Below are 17,989 nucleotides of genomic sequence, written 5' to 3'. Positions count from 1 at the left end.
GATGGCCGCCACCGCCACCGGGGTGTTCCACACCTCGTACGCCGCCGAGTTGCGACTGCGGCACACCAGCGCCGAACGCCTGCGGCTGGTGCTCGTCCTCGCTGGGCTGCTCGCCCTGCCGTGGCTGGTCAACACGTACTGGCTCGGCATCGTCAACACCATCGGCATCGCCGCCATCGGCGCGGTGGGTCTGAACATCCTGGTCGGCTTCACCGGCCAGATCTCCCTCGGCCAGGGCGGGTTCCTCGCCGTCGGCGCGTTCACCTCGGGTTTGTTGGTGCAGCGCGCGGGACTGCCGGTGCCGCTGGCGATGTTCGCGGCGGTGGTGGTGACCGCGGCTGTGGGTGCCTTCTTCGGGCTGCCCGCCCTGCGGCTGAAGGGGCTCTACCTGGCCATCGCGACGATCGCCAGCCAGGAGATCATCGTGTTCGTGGTCCGCCGGTGGGGGTGGCTCACCGGCGGGCAGGGCTTCCTCGACGTCGACCGGCTGACCATCTTCGGCTGGCGGGTGCCGCGCACCAGCTTCGAGTTCGTCTGGTACTGGATCATCGCCGGCCTCGCCGTGCTGGCCGTCATCAGCGCCCGCAACCTGCTGCGCACCGCGCTCGGCCGCTCGTTCATGGCCGTGCGCGACCACGACATCGCCGCCTCGGCGATCGGGGTCGATCTGACCCGCACCAAGCTGATGGCCTTCGCCGTCTCGTCCGGCTACGTCGGCTTGGCCGGCGCGCTGACCGCCCACTACACCCAAACCGTCACCTGGGAACGGTTCACCATCGACATCTCGGTCCAGTACCTCGCCATGATCATTGTCGGAGGGCTGGGCAGCGTGGCCGGCGCCGTGTACGGCGCGGCGTTCATCATGCTCCTACCGCCGTTGCTCGCCGAACTCGCCGACGCGCTGCGGACGTCGGCCCCGATCCTCGCCGACCAGCTACCGGCCGTGCAGGCGGCCAGCTTCGGCCTGGTCATCGTCCTGTTCCTGCTGTTCGAACCCCGCGGCCTGGACCGGATCTGGCGCCGCGTCAAGGACTACGTGCGGTTCTGGCCGTTCCGCTATTGAACTCTCTTCCGGCCCGTGCCCGCCGGCCGGAAGAGACCGTCAAAGGAGTGTCCGATGCGAAAACTCATATGTGCCGCGGCGATACTGGCGCTGGCCGCCGGCTGCGGCGGCCCGGGTGGCGGTGGCAACGGCACCGACGACAAGCAGGACATCGTCATCGGGCTGATCGCCGACCTCACCGGTGCCACCGCCGACGTCGGCAAGCCCACCAACGAAGGCATGCTGGCCTACATCGACGACGTCAACGCCAAGGGCGGGGTCGACGGCCACAAGATCAAGGCGCTCAGCGAGGACTACGCCTACAAGGTGCCCGTCGCCGAGGAGAAGTACAAGAAATTCGTCGCTGAGGGCGCGGCCGCGATCATGGGCTGGGGGACCGGTGACTCCGAGGCGCTCCGGTCCAAAGTCAAGGATGATCAACTACCGTTCATGTCGGCGTCGTACGCCGAGGTTCTCACCGACCCGAAGCAGTCGCCGTACAACTTCGTGGTCGCGCCGACCTACTCCGACCAGCTGCGCGTGGTGCTCGACTACCTGGCCGGCCAGGACCCGGCAGCACAGGTCGCGATGTTCCACCACGATTCCCCGTTCGGCACCGCCCCGCTCGCCGACGGCGAGAAGTGGATCAAAGACAAGGGATACCAGCTCGGCTTCAAGCCGTACCCGATGAAGGCCGGCGCCACCGACCACGTCGGCATCCTGCAACAGGCCAAGGCGCAGGGCGTCAAGTACGTGGTGATCCAGAACGTGTCCAGCCCCGCCGCTGTCGTGGCCAAGGACATCGCCGCCCAGAAACTCGACATGAGGATCGTCTGCCTGAACTGGTGCTCCGACGAGCTGTTCATCAAGATCGCCGGACCCGCGGCCGAGAATCACCTGATGCTCCAGCCGTTCGCACCGCCCAGCGTGGCCAAACCCGGGCACCAGCCGATCCGCGACTACTGCCAGACCAAGGGCCTCGACCTCGACGCCAAGGGCCTGCACTTCGTGCAGGGTTGGTACACCATGCACGCGATGGTCAAGGGCATCGAGAAGGCACTCGCCGACGGCAAGGAGCTCACCGGCCCCACCATCCGCACCGCGTTGGAGACCATGCCCGCGCTGGACACCGGCGGCGTCATCGGCCCGATCAAGTTCACCGCCGACAGCCACCGCGGCGCGACCGCGTCGAGTCTGTACCGGGTCTCGGGCGGCAAGTTCACCGAAGTGGTGGCCAACACGGTACCCAAGGCCTGAGCGGCTATGTTCGACGCCGACACGGCTGCGGTCACCCCGCGCGCATCCGGCGCGCGGGGGTGGCCGGTGCGCTGCTCGCGGTCCAGAACGTCGAGGTCATTTACGACGAGGTCATCCTGGTCCTGCGCGGGCTGTCGCTGGACGTCCCGGCGGGCGAGATCGTCGCCCTGCTCGGCTCCAACGGCGCCGGCAAGTCGACCACCCTCAAGGCCATCGCCGGACTACTGCCCACCGAACACGGTGCGGTCACCGACGGCACGATCGACTTCGACGGTACCGACCTGACCCACGCGGAGGCGGCGGACCGGGTGCGTCGTGGCGTCGCGCTGGTCATGGAGGGCCGGCGGGTCTTCGAACACCTCACCGTGAACGAGAACCTGATCGCCGGCGGCTACACCCGCGGCAGCCGGGCCGACTTCGACCGGGTGTACGGATTCCTGCCCAGGCTGGCGCAGCTACGCGGCCGGGTCGCCGGCTACCTGTCCGGCGGCGAGCAGCAGCAACTGGCCATCGGCCGGGCGCTGATGTCCAACCCGCGCCTGCTGATGCTCGACGAGCCATCACTCGGCCTGGCCCCACGCCTCGTCGACGAGGTGTTCGCCATCGTCGCACGGCTGAACACCGAACTCGGCCTCACCGCCCTGCTCGTCGAGCAGAACGCCCGGCGCGCGCTGACGATCGCCCACCGGGGCTACGTGATGGAGACCGGCCGCATCGTCCTTTCCGGCACCGCGACCGAACTGGCCGACAACCCGGACGTCAAGGAGTTCTACCTGGGCCTCGGCGAGGCCGGCGGGCGCCGCAGCTACCGCGACGTCAAGCACTACACGCGCCGCAAGCGCTGGTTGTAGGAGGGTTTTCCGTGCTGGCTGACCAGATCCACGCTTACACCAGCGGCCTGGACGCCGCCGTCGCGGCCGTCATACGGCATGCGACGGACCGGGTGCCCGCGTTCGCCGCCCGCCTCGCCGCGGCCGGCGTGGACGAGGTGACCTCGGCTGCCGACCTCGACCGGATTCCCGTGTTCACCAAGGACGACCTGATCGCCGCCCAGCGCGCCAACCCACCCTTCGGCGGCACCGTGGCGCCGGACGCGGTGGTGTGCAAGGTGTTCGCCTCACCCGGCCCGCTCTATGAACCCCAACTCGCCGGGCCGGACCCGTGGCGCTGGGCTGAGGCGCTCCGCGCGGCCGGCATCGGCGCCGACGACACCATGCTCAACTGCTTCAGCTACCACCTGTCGCCAGCCGGGGCGATGTTCGAGGAGGGCGGCATCGCGGTCGGCGCGACCGTCGTCCCGGCCGGTGTCGGCAATCAGCAGTTGCAGGTCCAGCTCGCTGCGGCGGTCAACGCCAGCGCCTATGTCGGCCTGCCCTCCTACCTCAAGGCGCTGATCGAGACGGCCGGCTCGTCGGAACTGCCGTTCCCCGTACGCCGCGCCGTCGTCACCGCCGAGCCGCTACCTGACTCGCTGCGGGCGTGGCTGACCGAGCACGTCCCGATCGTCCACCAGGCGTACGGAACCGCCGAGGCGGGCCTGCTCGGCTATGAGACCGGACCGGGCTCCGGTCTGGCGGTCCCGGCCGGCGTGCTGGTCCAGGTGTGCGATCTGAGCACCGGGCAACCCCGCGTCGACGACGGTGTCGGTCAGGTCGTCGTCACCCTGCTGCGACCCGACCAACCGCTCGTCCGGTTCGGCACCGGCGACCTGTCCGCCTGGACGCTCGGCGCGAGAGGCACGTTGCGGCTGGCCGGTGTCCTCGGCCGGATAGGCGACGCGGTCAAGGTCCGCGGCGTGTTCCTGCACCCACGACAGGCCGCCGCGGCCCTGGCCCGCGAACCCGACGTCACCGCACACCGGTTCGTCATCGACCGGACCGACCACCGCGACACCCTGCGCTGCGAAATCGTTCCCGCTCTCAGTGCCGACCCGCAGCTACCCGACCGGGTACACGACCTCATCCGCGCCTACCTACGGCTGTCGGCCGACATCGTGTGCGTGCCGTCGCTCCCTGACGGTCCCGCCATTCACGACCAGCGCACCTGGTCCTGAACCCTCGCCGACGAGGCACCCCGAGACGACTACCCGAAGGAGGAGTCCGATGAGACCGATCAGCACGGTCGCGGCCGCCGTCCTCACCCTCATCCTCATCCCCACATCCGCCGTGGCCTCGGACCGCCCCGAACCGGGCCACCTGAAGATCCTCACCCTCTCCAACCGGGCCGACCTGCTCTCCAGCGGCGACGCGCTGGTCGAGGTGGTACTCCCGCCCGGTACGGACCCGGCCCGCCTGCGGGCGGTCCTCGCGACCAGCCGCGGCCCACGCGACGTAAGCGGCGCATTCGCAGTGCGCGCGGGCGGCCGCATGCTGGGACTACTCGACGGGCTCCCGATCGGCCAGAGCCTGCTGACGGCGACGGCCGGCGGCCCTCGCCACCGGCCCGCAACCGCGCGGATCACGCTCACCAACCACCCCAGCGGCGGGCCTGTCTTCTCAGGGCCGCAGGTCGAGCCCTGGGTATGCACCACACAGGACAACGGCCTCGGGGCGGCACAGGACGCCCAATGCAACGCCGCGCCGAAGCACCAGTTCTTCTACCGGCGCACCAGCGGCGCATTCGCCCCCTACGACCCCGCCAGCCCCGCGGCAGACGTCGCGACGACGACCACGGACCGCGGTGTCACCGTCCCGTACATCATCCGTCAAGAGACCGGAACGCAGAATCGTGGCATCTACCGGATCGCGGTCCTGTCCGACCCGCTGCGACCGTGGCCGGCCTGGGAATCCCAACCAGGTTGGAACCACAAGCTCTTCTATCCTTTCGGCGCGAATTGCAACACCTTCCACAACCAGGGCACCGCGCAGAACGTGCAGATCGACCAGGCCCTGTCCCGCGGCTTCATGGTTGCCACATCGTCGTTGAACGTGCTGGGCAGCAACTGCAACTCGATCGTGTCCGCCGAGTCGGTGATGATGGTCAAGGAACGCATCACCGAGCAGTACGGCGAAATCCGGTACACCTTCGCCCAGGGCCTGTCCGGCGGATCGATCCAGCAGCACGAAATCGCCAACGCGTACTCCGGCCTGCTGGACGGAATCCAGCCGAACGCCAGCTACGAGGACATGTGGTCGGGCGCCGTAGCCGAAGTCGATGACTGCCACCTGCTGCTGCGCGCGTTCAACACGGCGTCGCCGGCCCTCTGGGCCGACCGGGCCGACCGGGCCGCCGTGCAGGGCAACGCAGCCCCGATCACCGCGACGGACCGCACCGTCTGTGAGGCCTGGGAAGGGTCCTTCGGCGACTTCCAGAATCCCGCCTTCAGCCGGAACGCCCCACCCGGGGCGTTCGCCCAGTCCTGTTTCCCCGCTCCGACACCGGACCAGCAGGCGCAGATCTACGACGCCGTGACCAACCCGGCCGGCTGCCGGAGCACCTTCCAGGACTTCTCGGTCGCCGTCTTCGGCCAGCGGCCCCGGCGGCTGTGGACTCGCGCCGAGCGGGCCGCCGGATTCGGTTTCGCCAAACTGCCCTTCGACAACGTCGGCGTGCAGTACGGGCTGGCCGCGTTGAGAGCCGGGACGATCACGCCCGAACAGTTCGTCGACCTGAACCAGAACGTCGGCGGAGTCGACATCGACCACAACTTCACGGCAGCGCGCAGCGCAGCCGATCCCGGTGCCCTCCGAGCCGCCTACCGCAGCAGCGTGACACAGGACGCCCGGCAACTGGACAACGTGGCAATCATCGATCTGCGAGCCAACAACAACCTCAACGACATCCACGCTCCCTTCCACAGCTACACACTGCGGGAGCGACTACGCAACGCGAACGGCCACGCGAACAACCAGATCATCTGGACCTTCCCAGGGCCTGGCCTGGCTCCGCCTGCCCCCATCGCCGACGACGCCTTTCTGCTGATGGACCGCTGGCTGGCCGCCGTCGAGGCGGATCGCAGTGCCGCCCCACGCAACGCCAAGATCCTGCGACACAAACCGCCGGACGCGGTCGACGCCTGTTTCATCGGCGGTGTCAAGGTGACCGACCAGACCGTCTGCCGGGCGACGTTCCCGCACTACGCCAACCCTCGCATCGCGGCCGGCGCACCGATGTCCAACGACGTACTCAAATGCGAGCTGACGCCGCCCGACCCGCGGGACTACGGCGTCGCCTTCACCCCCGAGCAGTGGACCCGACTCAAAGCGGCCTTCCCACACGGTGTGTGCGACTTCCGCCATGCGGCCGTCAACCGGGTGCCGTCGGTGCCCTGGCTGACCTATGCGCACGGACCGGGCGGCCGGCCACTCGGACCGGCCCCGACGTCCAGCCCATAGCAGGGAATGGTCGGGAGCGCCGTCCGCCGGGGCAGCCTCGGGCCCGGTCGACCGGCAGCGGGAGCGGCCGTCATTCGGCACTTGTTATTCTATCGACTGACATCTATAGTTCAGCCACCCTTCAAAACCGATCTCCCAGCGGCAGTCGAACGATTGTCGAAACGCTTCGACAGCTCAGCGTGACGATCGGATGACATTGCCGACCGGGTGCGTGGCTGCGTGACACCTTGCTGGCCGGGAGAGGAAGTACCCATGGGTTCAAGAGTGAGGAAGGCTGGATTCGCCTTCCTGGCCGCCATGTTGGCGTTTACCGGATCGGTATCCGGCGTGGCGAATCCGGCATCGGCCGGCGTGGTGGCCCAGCTGACCGCTTCTCAGCTTGTTGCCGACATGGGCGCGGGCTGGAATTTGGGAAACTCGCTGGAAGCCAACGCCAACGGCATCCCCAGTGAAACGGCATGGAACAACCCGACCGTAACCCAAGCCCTTATCGACAGAGTGCAGGCAGCGGGATTCAAGACGATACGCATACCGGTCGCCTATCTGGGACACATCGGGTCCGGCCCGGATTACACGGTCAACCCTGCCTGGCTGAACAGAATCCAAGAAGTCGTCAACTATGCCTACAGCCGTGGCCTGTACGTGCTGATCAACATGCATGGAGACGGCTACAAAAGCGTCACCGGCTCCTGGTTGATCTGCGATTCATCCGCTCAGGCAACAATCAGGGACAAGTATCAGAAGGTCTGGCAGCAGGTGGCGACCAGGTTCCAAAGCTACAATGAGCACCTGATCTTCGAATCCATGAACGAAAACTTCGACGGGCAATACGGAAATCCGACCCAACCGTGTTACTCGAATATCAACACCTACAACCAGATCTTCGTGGACGCCGTAAGAAGAGCCGGCGGAAACAACACCTCGAGGTGGCTGCTCGTCCCCGGCTGGAACACCAACATCGACTACACCGCGGGCAACTACGGCTTCGTGCTGCCCACGGACCAATACCGCTCTCCCGCCATTCCCGGCAATGAGCAACGGATCATGATTTCCGTGCACTATTACGACCCGTGGGACTTCGCCGGAACGGAGGACGGCGCCATCACCCAGTGGGGGTCGGACGCGACCAATCCGGCGAAGACGTCGACCTGGGGACAGGAAGACTTCCTGGACGCACAGTTCAAGAAAATGTACGACACCTTCGTGGTGCGAGGATACCCGGTATTCATCGGTGAATACGGCGCGGTCGACAAGACATCGTTCGACTCATCGAACAACAGGTATCGTGCGAACTTCGCGCGCACAGTGGTTGCCACCGCCAAGAAATACGGGGCAGCCACCGCTTACTGGGACAACGGCTTCAACGGGCAGTACGGGTTGGGAATCTTCAACCGCAGCTCGGCCACGGTGACCCAACAGGGCATCATCGATGCCATCATGGGCGCCAGCCCGCCCCCGAGTTCCCCGCCCCCCAGCAGCCCGCCGCCAGGCGCCACCGGCTGCACTGCGACGATCTCCACCAATGCCTGGACCGGAGGCTTCGTCGCCACCGTCAAGGTCACCGCCGGCGCCGCGGCACTGATCAGTTGGTCGGTGTCCATCACCCTGCCGGCCGGCACCGCGGTCACCAGCTCCTGGAACTCGCAGGCAGCCGGCACCACCGGCACGGTCCGCTTCGCCAACGCCTCCTACAACGGCAGCGTCCCAGCCGGAGGCAGCACCGAGTTCGGCTTCCAGGGCACCGGCGGGCCGCCGACCGGTGCGCCTACCTGCACCGCAAGCTGACACTCGCCGCACCCCGGAACGGAGGCGACCGGTGACCCGGTCGCCTCCACGATCGGGGGACGGCGGGCGGCCGCTTCGGGATGGCGACACGCCAGACACCGTCGGAAACGTGGTCGGCCGTCGCTGTCGCGGTCACGCCGCAGCGCCCGAAGCGCCTTCGGCCGACGCGGCGGCGAGTTCGAAGGAAGGCCAGCCGATGCCAGCATCCAGACGCAGGTCATGGCAGGACTCTGGCTCCGAGATCCTCAGCCGTCACGCCTACGGCGCACCAGGCGCGGAAACCGCCGGATGCGCCACCCCGTCAACACGGCGTGGAAGGTCGCGGCAGTCGTCGCGGAGTTCGACGGGAAGTAGCTCCGCTGGTGCGTTCTGCCAGGCGACCGGGCGCAGGAACCGGCGGATGGCGGTGGCGCCGACGGAGGTGTGCTGGGTGTTCGTGGCTGGCCACGGACCACCGTGATGCTGCGCCCAGGCAACGGCGACGCCGGTGGGATAGCCGTCGTAGACGATTCGGCCGGCTCGTGAGAGGAGCCGTCGGGTCAGGTCACCCGGCAGTCGCGTTTCGTCGGAGCCCCGATGCACGGTCGCGGTCAACGAGGCGGGCAGCGTGTCGAGCGCGGCGAACAGGTCTGCCTCGCCGACGTAGCGGGCGACGACCATGACCGGTCCGAAGCATTCCTCGGTGGCTTCCGGGGGCAGGCCGGCCGCTGTCGTGGTGAGCAGGAGTGGCGTGCCGGGCGACGTGGTGACGCCGAGGCGGGCCGTGCCCTTCTCGTACGCGGAACCGATGCCGGCGTTGAGCATGACCATCGGTGCCGTCGCGGCGATGGTGTCGCGGATCGCGGTGACCAGTTCGTCGCCGGCTTCGCCGTCGGGGACGAACGCGAGCCCTGGTTTGGTGCAGAACTGTCCGGCGCCGAGCGTGAACGACTCGGCGAGCCCGGTGCCGATGTCGGCCGCCCGGTCGGCTGCTGCGGCAGGGGTGACCACGACCGGGTTGAGGCTGCTCAGCTCGCCGAAGAACGGGATCGGGTCGGGTCGCTGGTCGATGACGCCCATCAGCGCGCGGGCCCCCGCGGTGGATCCTGTGAACGCGGCCGCGCGGATCACCGGGTGGGCGACAAGGTCGGCGCCGGGCCGCACGCCGTGCACGATGCCGAGAGCGCCGGTTGGTGCGCCGGCCTGGCGTGCGGCTGCTTCGAGCACGTCGAAGCACAGTTGCGACGTGGCTGGGTGGGAGCCGTGTGCCTTGGCGACGACCGGGCAGCCGGCGGCGAGCGCGGAGGCGGTGTCGCCGCCGGGGACCGAGAAGGCGAGCGGGAAGTTGCTGGCGCCGAAGACCGCGACGGGCCCGAGCGGGACGAGCATGCGCCGCAGGTCGGGCCGCGGGCCCATCGGGGTGACGCCGGCATGGTCGACGGTGGCCTCGAGATATCCGCCGTCGCGAAGGACGTCCGCGAACAGCCGTAGCTGATAGGTGGTGCGGGTGAGCTCGCCGTTCAGGCGCACGGCGCCGAGGGCGGTTTCCCGGTCGGCGAGCGCGACGATGGGCTCGCGATGCGCCTCGAGTGCCTCAGCGAGCGTGTTCAGCAGCGCGGCTCGGCCGTCGCGGCCGAGTGCATTGAGGGGGTCCGCCGCGGCGAGCGCGGCCCGGCAGATCTGGTCGACTTGCGCGGCTGTGGTCTCGGTCGTGACTATCTCGGCAGCGGTACCGGTTCGCGGGTCGATGCTGGGTACGGCAGTCATCGGTTTCCTTCGCGGATGTCGGTGCGGTCGACGGTCCAGGCGCGGGCCTGCTCGCTGAGCGTGACGCCGAGACCGGGCCGGTCGGCGAGGTGGATCCGGCCGTCGCGGATCGCGAGACGCTCGTCGAACAGGGGGTGCAGCCAGTCGAAGTGCTCGACCCAGGGCTCGTGCGGGTAGGCGGCCGCGAGATGGACGTGGATCTCCATGGCGAAGTGCGGGGCGAGGGTGAGGTGGTGCTGCTCGGCGATGGCGGCAAGCCGCTGGAACTGGGTGATGCCACCGATGCGGGGCGCGTCGGGCTGGATGACGCCGACCGCGCCGTGGCGGATCAGCTCGGCGTGCTCGGCGACGCTGGTGAGCATCTCGCCGGAGGCGATCGGGGTGTCGAGGGCGCGGGCGAGCGCGGCGTGTCCCTCGGCGTCGTAAGCGTCGAGCGGTTCCTCGATCCAGTCCAGCCCGAACTCGTCGAGGGCGCGCCCGACCCGCCGCGCGGTGGTCCGGTCCCACTGCTGGTTGGCATCGACCATGAGCGGCACGTGGTCGCCGAGCCGCTCGCGGACGGCGCGGACCCGGGCGAGGTCGACGGCCGGCGACGGGTGCCCGACCTTGATCTTGATGCCGCCGATGCCGGCCTCCCGCGCCGCCACGGCGTTGTCCAGCACCCTCTCGATCGGCTCGTGCAGGAAACCGCCCGAGGTGTCGTAGCAGCGCACGGAGTCGCGGTAGGCGCCGAGGAGCTTCGCGAGTGGTAGTCCGGCGCGTTTGGCCTTGAGGTCCCACAGTGCCACATCGATCGCGGCGATGGCCTGGGTGGCCGCGCCGCTGCGGCCCACCGACGCGCCGGCCCAGACGAGTTTGGTCCAGAGCCGCCCGATGTCGCTGGGATCCTCGCCGATGAGCTCCGCGGCGATCTCGCCGGCGTGCGCGAACTGGGCCCGCCCACCGGCCCGTTTGCTGTAGCCGAAGCCGAGCCCGTCGAGGCCGTCGCCGGTGCGGATCTCGGCGAACAGGAATGCGACCTCGGTCATGGGGCGCTGCCGGCCGGTGAGCACCTTTGCGTCGCTGATGGCGGCGCGCAGCGGAAGCGTCACCGACGAGAGGGCGACCTCGGAGATCCGGTCGCTCATGGCCGTACCAGGCAGGGTCGGCGGGGATCGAACTCCCAGCCGGGCACGAGGTATTGCATGGCCACGGCGTCGTCGCGGGCGCCGAGCCCGTGCTCGAGGTAGAGCTCGTGGGCGGCGGCGAGGGCTTCCCGGTCGAGCTCGATGCCCAGCCCCGGCGCGGACGGTACAGCGATCCGGCCGTCCACGATGCGCAGTGGCGCCCGGGTCAGCCGTTGCCCGTCCTGCCAGATCCAGTGCGTGTCGAGCGCGGTGATCTCGCCGGGCGCGGCGGCACCGACGTGGGTGAGCATGGCGAGCGAGATGTCGAGGTGGTTGTTGGAGTGCGAGCCCCAGGTGAGCCCGAAGTCGTGACACAGCTGGGCTACCCGGACCGCTCCGCGCATGGTCCAGAAATGGGGATCGGCGAGTGGAATGTCAACGGCATTGACCCGTACGGCGTGAGCGAGCTGCCGCCAGTCGGTGGCGATCATGTTGGTCGCGGTGCGCAGCCCCGTCATCCGCCGGAACTCGGCCATCGTCTCCCGGCCTGAGAGGTCACCCTCGGCGCCGACCGGGTCTTCCGCGTACGCGAGAACGCCGCTCAACCCCGAGCAGAGCGCGACCGCCTCGCTCAGCCGCCATCCGCCGTTGGGATCGATGGTGATTCTCGCGCGCGGGAACCGCGCGGCGAGCGCCCGGACGGCGGCGACCTCCTGCTCGCCCGGGAACACGCCGCCCTTGAGCTTGAAGTCGGCGAAGCCGTAACGGGCCTGCGCGGCTTCTGCCAGGGCCACAATGGACTCCGGGGTGAGTGCGGGCTCGCGGCGCAGCTTCTCCCAGTCGTCGACCGGGTGCGGCTCGGCGAGGTAGGGCAGATCGGTCCGGGTGCGGTCGCCGACGTAGAAGAGGTATCCGAGGACCGGCACGGACGCGCGCTGCTGCCCTTCGCCGAGCAGCTCGGCCACGGGCACGCCGAGGTGCCGGCCGGCCAGGTCGAGCAGGGCGCTCTCCAGGGCGGTGACGGCGTGGATCGCGACCCGCTGGTCGAAGGTCTGCACGCCGCGGCCGCCGGTGTCGAGGTCGGCGTAGTGCTCCGCGATCTTTCGCAGCAGGCTCGGGTAGCGGGCGATGGACTGCCCGATGAGTTCGGCTCCGGCGGCTTCGATGGTGCGCCGGATCGGCAAGCCGCCGGGGACCTCGCCGACGCCTTCGTCGCCGGCGCTGTCGGTGACGACCACGACGTTGCGGGTGAAGAACGGCCCGTGCGCGCCGCTGAGGTTGAGCAGCATGCTGTCGTGCCCGGCGACGGGGATCACCTCAACGGCGGCGACTGTCGGGGTCATGCGCGGACCTTCTCGATGAGCGCGGTCAGGTCGGCACGCTCGGCGGGCGTCAGGTCGGTCAGCGGAGGGCGTACCCGGCCGCCGTCGCGGCCCACGGCGGTCAGCCCGGCTTTGATGATCGAAACGGCGTAGCCGCGGGCGCGGTCGCGGATGTCGAGGTACGGGATGATGAAGTCGTTGAGCAGCTGGTAGACGGTGTCGCGGTCCTGGGCCCGAACGGCGGCGAAGAAGCGCAGCGCGTACTCGGGCAGGAAGTTGTACAGCGCCGAGGAGTACGTGCTGACGCCCAGCTGGAGCAGCGGCAGCGCGAAGGTCTCGGCGGTGGGCAGGCCGCCGATGTAGATGAGGCGGTCGCCGAGCCGGGCGTAGGTGCGGGTCATCCGCTCGATGTCGCCGACGCCGTCCTTGAGCCCGATGAGGTTGGGGTTGCGGTCGGCCAGCTCGGCCACGGTGACGTCGTCGAGCACCGCGTTGGCCCGGCTGTAGACGATGACACCGAGCTCGGTCGCCCGGCACACGGCGGTGACGTGCGCGATCAAGCCGGCCTGGGTGGCCTCGGTGAGATACGGGGGCAGGAGCAGCAGGCCGGCTGCGCCGGCGCGCTGCGCGGCGATGGCCTGGTCGGTGGCCTGGGCCGTGCCGCCGGTGGCGGGGCGGACCACCGGCAGCGCGCTCCCGACTTCGCTGACCGCCGCACGGACCACCCTGTCCATCTCGGCGGAGGTGAGCGAGAAGCCTTCCCGGTGCCGCCGGCCGCGAACAGACCGGCAACGCCGAAACTTGCCTGCCAGGCGAGGTGTTGGCGATAGCGAGGTTCGTCGAACTCGAGGCGGTCGTCGAAGTGCGTCACGGGGAACGACAACAGGCCGTGAGCGAGACGGTCGGCGAGTTCAGCGGGCGATGTCAACGTCACCTGACACACGGTATGGACCCACGACGATGCGTGTCCAAGAGTGTTTCCGCATCAGACGATACCTTTTTCATATCGAGGACAGCGAGCGTTCTGGCCAATGCCGGGTTTTGCGAGTGTCGTGGCCAGAGCAGGTGCAGCTCCACCGGCTCGGGGATCGGGGTAGCCAGCGGCACGAAGGCGACGTTCGGAATGCCGAGCAGTGTGGCCGATCCCGGCACGAACGCGATGCCCCGTCCGGCGGAGACCAGCCACAGCATGGTGAGGATCTGGCTCACACTGTGCATCACCCGTTCCTGGGCCAGCGGGACCATGCTGACCACCAGGTCGTAGAAGTAGCGGGCCTTCTGCTGCGAGTGGAAGATCAGTGACTCGCCCGCGAGATCGTCCGACGTCGCTGACCGGTCGAGACGGGTCAGCCGATGCCCGGCCGGCACGGCCAACAGCAGCGGCTCCCTGTGCAGCAACCGGGAATCGAACAGGTCCGCGTCGAACGGTGGCCGCGCCAGGCCCAGGTCCAGGTCCTCGGCGGCGAGCGCGGCGACCTGCTCGCGGGTCACCATCTCGAACAGCTCGATGCGCACCTCGGGCAGCTCCCGCTCCAGCTCGTCGAGCAGCCGGCCGAGGATGCCGAACGTCGACGCGGCCGTGAAGCCGATGCGCACCAGCCCGCGGGTGCCGGAGGAGACCCGTTGTGCCAGGTCGGGCGCCGCCTCGGCGATCGCCAGCATGCGCCGTGCCTCGCGCAGGAACGCCTCGCCGGCCGGGGTGAGCGCGACCCGCCGGTTGGTCCGATCCAGCAACTGCACCCCGATCGCCGCCTCGAGCTTCTGGATCTGGCGGCTCAGCGGCGGCTGGGTCATCCGCAGCCGGGCAGCCGCCCGTCCGAAATGCAGTTCCTCGGCCACAGCGACCAAACCTCGGAGCTGCTCGAGCGTGTAGGTCATGCAAACAAGGTATCAACCAATGCAATAAGAGAGTTGGACAGGCATGAATACCTGGTCATACGCTCGTGATCCACCTCACAAAATGGAGAAGCTCCATGCGTACCAGGGTTTTGGGTGCCTCTATAGCCGTCGTCCTTGCGCTGAGCGCCTGTGGCGGCAACCTTGACGATGACAAGACCGCGACCGGCTCCTCGTTCCCCGAGCGGGCCGTCAGCCTCCTTGTCGGGCAGGACGCCGGCGGCAGCACCGACCTCATCGCCCGCGCCCTCGCCGATCCGGCCTCCGCAGACCTCAAACAGTCGATCACGGTGCTGAACAAGCCCGGCGCGAACGGTGCGGTCGCCGCCAAGGAGCTGGCCGGCGCCAAGAATGACGGCTACACCCTGATGGTCTTCAACGGCTCGCTGGCCTACATCACGCCGCTCGCCGTCTCGAAGGACCAGGCTGTCGACATCAACAACTACGAGGTCGTCACCGGTACCTCGCAGGACGACTACGTCCTGGTCGCCAGCCCCAAGACCGGATTCAAGACCGTGCAGGACATCATCGCCGCGAAACGGCCGATCAAGTACGCCAGCACCGGCGTCGGCACCGGCAGCCAGCTCAGCCAGGAGCTGCTCTTCGCCCAGGCCGGGGTGCGGGCCACCGCGGTGCCGTTCAACGGCGGCCAGCCGGCGCTGACCGCGGTCCTCGGCGGGCAGGTCGACGTCGCCTCCGTCCAGCTCGGCGAGGCGAAAGCCCAGATCGAGGCCAAGAAGGTCACGCCCGTCGTGACCTTCGCCAGCAAACGGCCCACCTACATGCCGGACACCCCCACCGCGACCGAGGCCGGCTACGACGCGCTGGTCCAGCAGTCACGCGCCATCGTCGCCCCCAAGGGCACGCCCCCGGACGTCATCGACCGACTCCGCACGGCATTCCAGAAGTCGTTCACCGACCAGAAGTACAAGGATTTCAACACCCAGCGCATGCTCACCCCGAACGAGGTCGACGGCGCCACCCTGCTGAAGCAGTGGAACGACTCCCTCACCACATACCAGGGACTTGTCGACAAGTACAAGATCGACTTGACTGGCAAATCGTGAGTACGCACGCCGAGGATCTGCCGGCCAGGGACGAGCCGGACGATGGACCGCCGGCCGCCGGACCGGTGACGAACCTCGTCATCGCCCTGCTCGTCGTGATCCTCGGCGGCGCGGCGTTGGCCGGATCGCTGAGTCTGGGCGTGGGAAGTGCCTCCGCGCCCGGACCGGGCACCTGGCCGGCCATGGTCAGCGCCGCCCTGGTCGTCCTCGGCCTCGCCCTGGGAGCCCGCGCGCGACATGCCGACGACGCGGAACGCTTCACCCGTGCAAGCCTGCTCGTGCTGGCCGCCGTGGCGACAATGGTGGTCTTCGTGGCCGTGGTCGGCGTCATCGGTTTCGAGATCCCGACCGCCGTGCTCGCCTTCGTCTGGCTGCGGTTCCTCGGCCACGAGTCCTGGCGAACCTCGATAGTGATCAGCCTGGCAGCCGCGGTCGCGTTCTATCTGCTGTTCGTTGTCGCCCTCGACGTCTCCATCCCGCACATGTTCTGATCCACGGGAGCACAGTTTGGACAGCCTGTCGCCGGTCCTCGACGGTTTCGTCGTGGTCCTCGAGCCGAAGAATCTGCTGTACTGCCTCATCGGCGTCGTCATCGGCATGCTCGTCGGCGTGCTGCCCGGCCTCGGCCCGGCCGCCACCATCGCCATCCTGCTGCCGATCACCTTCGGTCTCGAACCGGTCACCTCGATCATCATGCTCGCCGGCATCTTCTACGGCGCCCAGTACGGCGGCACCATCACCTCGGTCCTGCTGCGCCTGCCCGGCGAGGCGTCCTCGGTGGTCACTGTCTTCGACGGCCACGCTCTCGCCCGGCAAGGCCGGGCCGGCGCCGCGCTGGGAATCGCCGCGATCGGCTCGTTCTTCGGGGGCACGCTGTCGATTGTCGCGCTGACCTTCGTCGCGCCGCTGGTGGCCGGGTTCGCCCTCGACTTCGGGCCACCCGAGTACGCGGCGCTGGCTCTGCTCGGCATCATGCTCGTCGCCACCATCTCCAACGGCAGCAAGCTGAAGGCGCTGATCGCCGCCGCGGTGGGCCTGCTGCTGGCCACTGTGGGCCGGGATGACTTCGTCAGCGCCGAGCGGTTCACCTTCGGCAGCCTCTCGCTGGCCGACGGGCTCGACTTCGTGCCCATCGCCATGGGTCTCTTCGGCCTCGGCGAGATCCTCTACAACCTTGAGGAGCGCCACCGCGCCGCGCAAGCCCCGGCCGCGATCAACGGTGTCTGGCCCAGCCGCGCCGACCTGCGCCAGGCCTCCGGCGCGATCGGTCGCGGCGGGGTGCTCGGCTTCTTCCTCGGCATCCTGCCCGGTGGCGGCGCGGTCCTGTCCTCGCTGGCCGCCTACGCCCTGGAGAAGCGCCGCTCCAAACATCCCGAACGGTTCGGCCACGGCGCGATCGAGGGCGTCGCCGCGCCCGAAACCGCGAACAACGCCGCCGCCACGTCCTCGTTCATCCCGCTGCTGTCGCTCGGCATCCCCGCCAACGCCACCATGGCCGTGATCTTCGGCGCGCTGCTCATCCAGGGCGTCACCCCCGGCCCGCAACTCGTCACCGAGCACCCCGACCTGTTCTGGGGCGTCGTCAACTCCATGTATATCGGCAACGTCCTGCTGCTGATCATGAGCATGCCGTTGGTCGGGGTATTTGTTCGCATCCTGCGGGTTCGCCCCGCGATCCTCGCGCCGATCACGACTCTCATCACGCTGATCGGCGCCTACACCGTCCGTAACGACGTCTTCGACATCGGCCTGGTCATCTTCTTCGGTGTCCTCGGCTACCTGATGAAGAAGGCCGGCTTCGACCCCGGCCCGCTCGTGCTCGCCTTCGTGCTCGGCACGCTGCTGGAGACCTCGCTGCGCCGCTCCCTGCTGCTGTTCGACGGCAACCCGGCCGGCTTCTTCACCCGCCCCATCTCCGGCGTGCTGCTTGCCTGCTTCCTCATCGTCGTCCTACTGCCCGCCGCCCGGACGATGCTCCGTCATCGCCGCGCCGACCGTGACCGCATCAAGGAGCCGGTATGACCGTTCTCATCGGATTTTTGCCTACTCCGGCGGGAGACGCTGCATTCAGCGCAGCCCTGGAGGAGGCCACGCGACGCCACGAACCGGTTGTCATGCTCAACTCGCCCCGGGACGGGGCGCTCGTCAGCGCCGAGGTAGCCGCGCCCGAGCGGATCGCAGCCCTGGTCGCACGGGCCGGAGCAGCTGGGGTATCCCTCGACGTGGTGCAGACGCCGCACACCGGCGATCTCGCCGACCACTTGCTGAGTACCGCTGAACAGCTCGACGCCTCGGTGATCGTCATCGGCCTCCGGCGGCGATCTCCCGTGGGCAAGCTCCTTCTCGGTAGCGACGCCCAGCGGATCCTGCTCGAGGCCGACCGGCCCGTGCTGGCGGTGAAGCCGTCCGAACACCGGTGACGCGCGCCTCGGTG

General features: G+C 68.8%; 15 protein-coding genes. 10 read left to right on the top strand and 5 right to left on the bottom strand.

Annotated elements, in window-relative coordinates; genetic code table 11:
• The first annotated feature begins 1 nt into the window (after window position 1).
• The 6 genes from DMB66_RS33225 (at window position 2) to DMB66_RS33200 (ending at window position 8,418) form a co-directional block, all read left to right on the top strand.
• Window positions 2-1,063 carry a branched-chain amino acid ABC transporter permease gene (locus DMB66_RS33225; protein ID WP_125808075.1) on the top strand — a complete coding sequence of 354 codons (1,062 nt, stop codon included), beginning with the start codon at window positions 2-4 and terminating at the stop codon, window positions 1,061-1,063.
• Between the two features lie 54 nt (window positions 1,064-1,117).
• Window positions 1,118-2,299, top strand: coding sequence for an ABC transporter substrate-binding protein (locus tag DMB66_RS33220; protein WP_125808074.1), 1,182 nt, complete (start codon window positions 1,118-1,120; stop codon window positions 2,297-2,299).
• A gap of 59 nt (window positions 2,300-2,358) precedes the next feature.
• A complete protein-coding gene (locus tag DMB66_RS33215) occupies window positions 2,359-3,150 on the top strand; it encodes an ABC transporter ATP-binding protein (RefSeq protein ID WP_370319672.1) in 792 nt (263 codons plus the stop codon).
• A gap of 11 nt (window positions 3,151-3,161) precedes the next feature.
• Complete coding sequence (locus tag DMB66_RS33210) at window positions 3,162-4,352, top strand: phenylacetate--CoA ligase family protein (RefSeq protein ID WP_199752761.1); 1,191 nt, start codon at window positions 3,162-3,164, stop codon at window positions 4,350-4,352.
• Between the two features lie 49 nt (window positions 4,353-4,401).
• The gene (locus DMB66_RS33205) at window positions 4,402-6,633 is read left to right on the top strand and encodes a DUF6351 family protein (protein WP_199752760.1); all 2,232 of its coding nucleotides are present in this window, start codon (window positions 4,402-4,404) and stop codon (window positions 6,631-6,633) included.
• 252 nt (window positions 6,634-6,885) lie between these two features.
• Window positions 6,886-8,418, top strand: coding sequence for a cellulase family glycosylhydrolase (locus DMB66_RS33200; protein ID WP_125808073.1), 1,533 nt, complete (start codon window positions 6,886-6,888; stop codon window positions 8,416-8,418).
• A 258-nt stretch (window positions 8,419-8,676) separates the two neighbouring features.
• Here the strand turns inward: DMB66_RS33200 and DMB66_RS33195 are convergent, their stop codons facing one another.
• The 5 genes from DMB66_RS33195 to DMB66_RS33175 form a co-directional block, all read right to left on the bottom strand.
• The gene (locus tag DMB66_RS33195; RefSeq protein WP_125808072.1) at window positions 8,677-10,164 is read right to left on the bottom strand and encodes an aldehyde dehydrogenase (NADP(+)); all 1,488 of its coding nucleotides are present in this window, start codon (window positions 10,162-10,164) and stop codon (window positions 8,677-8,679) included.
• Window positions 10,161-11,291 carry a mandelate racemase/muconate lactonizing enzyme family protein gene (locus DMB66_RS33190; protein ID WP_125808071.1) on the bottom strand — a complete coding sequence of 377 codons (1,131 nt, stop codon included), beginning with the start codon at window positions 11,289-11,291 and terminating at the stop codon, window positions 10,161-10,163. The genes DMB66_RS33195 and DMB66_RS33190 overlap by 4 nt, the downstream gene beginning before the upstream one ends.
• Entirely contained in the window at window positions 11,288-12,613 is a 1,326-nt protein-coding gene (locus DMB66_RS33185; protein ID WP_125808070.1) for an enolase C-terminal domain-like protein, read from the bottom strand. Before DMB66_RS33185 ends, DMB66_RS33190 begins: the two co-directional genes overlap by 4 nt.
• Window positions 12,610-13,404: a 5-dehydro-4-deoxyglucarate dehydratase gene (locus DMB66_RS33180; protein ID WP_255441091.1), complete on the bottom strand. Its 795-nt coding sequence runs from the start codon at window positions 13,402-13,404 to the stop codon at window positions 12,610-12,612. The genes DMB66_RS33185 and DMB66_RS33180 overlap by 4 nt, the downstream gene beginning before the upstream one ends.
• Window positions 13,405-13,522: 118 nt before the next feature.
• A complete protein-coding gene (locus DMB66_RS33175) occupies window positions 13,523-14,470 on the bottom strand; it encodes a LysR family transcriptional regulator (protein WP_125808069.1) in 948 nt (315 codons plus the stop codon).
• Window positions 14,471-14,565: 95 nt separating this feature from the next.
• On the opposite strand from DMB66_RS33175, the gene DMB66_RS33170 reads away from it, so the two are divergent.
• Genes DMB66_RS33170 through DMB66_RS33155 form a run of 4 tightly spaced genes read left to right on the top strand, consistent with a single transcriptional unit; the run spans window position 14,566 to window position 17,975 of the window.
• Entirely contained in the window at window positions 14,566-15,555 is a 990-nt protein-coding gene (locus tag DMB66_RS33170; RefSeq protein WP_125808068.1) for a tripartite tricarboxylate transporter substrate binding protein, read from the top strand.
• Entirely contained in the window at window positions 15,552-16,046 is a 495-nt protein-coding gene (locus tag DMB66_RS33165; RefSeq protein WP_199752758.1) for a tripartite tricarboxylate transporter TctB family protein, read from the top strand. Before DMB66_RS33170 ends, DMB66_RS33165 begins: the two co-directional genes overlap by 4 nt.
• A gap of 16 nt (window positions 16,047-16,062) precedes the next feature.
• Window positions 16,063-17,577, top strand: coding sequence for a tripartite tricarboxylate transporter permease (locus DMB66_RS33160; RefSeq protein WP_125808066.1), 1,515 nt, complete (start codon window positions 16,063-16,065; stop codon window positions 17,575-17,577).
• Window positions 17,574-17,975 (top strand): universal stress protein, encoded by a 402-nt coding sequence (locus DMB66_RS33155; RefSeq protein WP_125808065.1) that lies wholly within the window; start codon window positions 17,574-17,576, stop codon window positions 17,973-17,975. Before DMB66_RS33160 ends, DMB66_RS33155 begins: the two co-directional genes overlap by 4 nt.
• Window positions 17,976-17,989: the final 14 nt, after the last annotated feature.

This window comes from Actinoplanes sp. ATCC 53533, from assembly GCF_003947245.1.
This window is presented reverse-complemented; position numbering and strand designations above follow the sequence as displayed.

What these genes read in the sequence shown, in the direction of transcription:
- DMB66_RS33225 (WP_125808075.1), top strand. Translation starts at nt 2, where the DNA reads ATGGCCGCCACCGCCACCGGGGTGTTCCACACCTCGTACGCCGCCGAG.
- DMB66_RS33220 (WP_125808074.1), top strand. Translation starts at nt 1,118, where the DNA reads ATGCGAAAACTCATATGTGCCGCGGCGATACTGGCGCTGGCCGCCGGC.
- DMB66_RS33205 (WP_199752760.1), top strand. Translation starts at nt 4,402, where the DNA reads ATGAGACCGATCAGCACGGTCGCGGCCGCCGTCCTCACCCTCATCCTC.
- DMB66_RS33200 (WP_125808073.1), top strand. Translation starts at nt 6,886, where the DNA reads ATGGGTTCAAGAGTGAGGAAGGCTGGATTCGCCTTCCTGGCCGCCATG.
- DMB66_RS33195 (WP_125808072.1), bottom strand. Translation starts at nt 10,164, where the DNA reads ATGACTGCCGTACCCAGCATCGACCCGCGAACCGGTACCGCTGCCGAG.
- DMB66_RS33190 (WP_125808071.1), bottom strand. Translation starts at nt 11,291, where the DNA reads ATGAGCGACCGGATCTCCGAGGTCGCCCTCTCGTCGGTGACGCTTCCG.
- DMB66_RS33185 (WP_125808070.1), bottom strand. Translation starts at nt 12,613, where the DNA reads ATGACCCCGACAGTCGCCGCCGTTGAGGTGATCCCCGTCGCCGGGCAC.
- DMB66_RS33175 (WP_125808069.1), bottom strand. Translation starts at nt 14,470, where the DNA reads ATGACCTACACGCTCGAGCAGCTCCGAGGTTTGGTCGCTGTGGCCGAG.
- DMB66_RS33170 (WP_125808068.1), top strand. Translation starts at nt 14,566, where the DNA reads ATGCGTACCAGGGTTTTGGGTGCCTCTATAGCCGTCGTCCTTGCGCTG.
- DMB66_RS33155 (WP_125808065.1), top strand. Translation starts at nt 17,574, where the DNA reads ATGACCGTTCTCATCGGATTTTTGCCTACTCCGGCGGGAGACGCTGCA.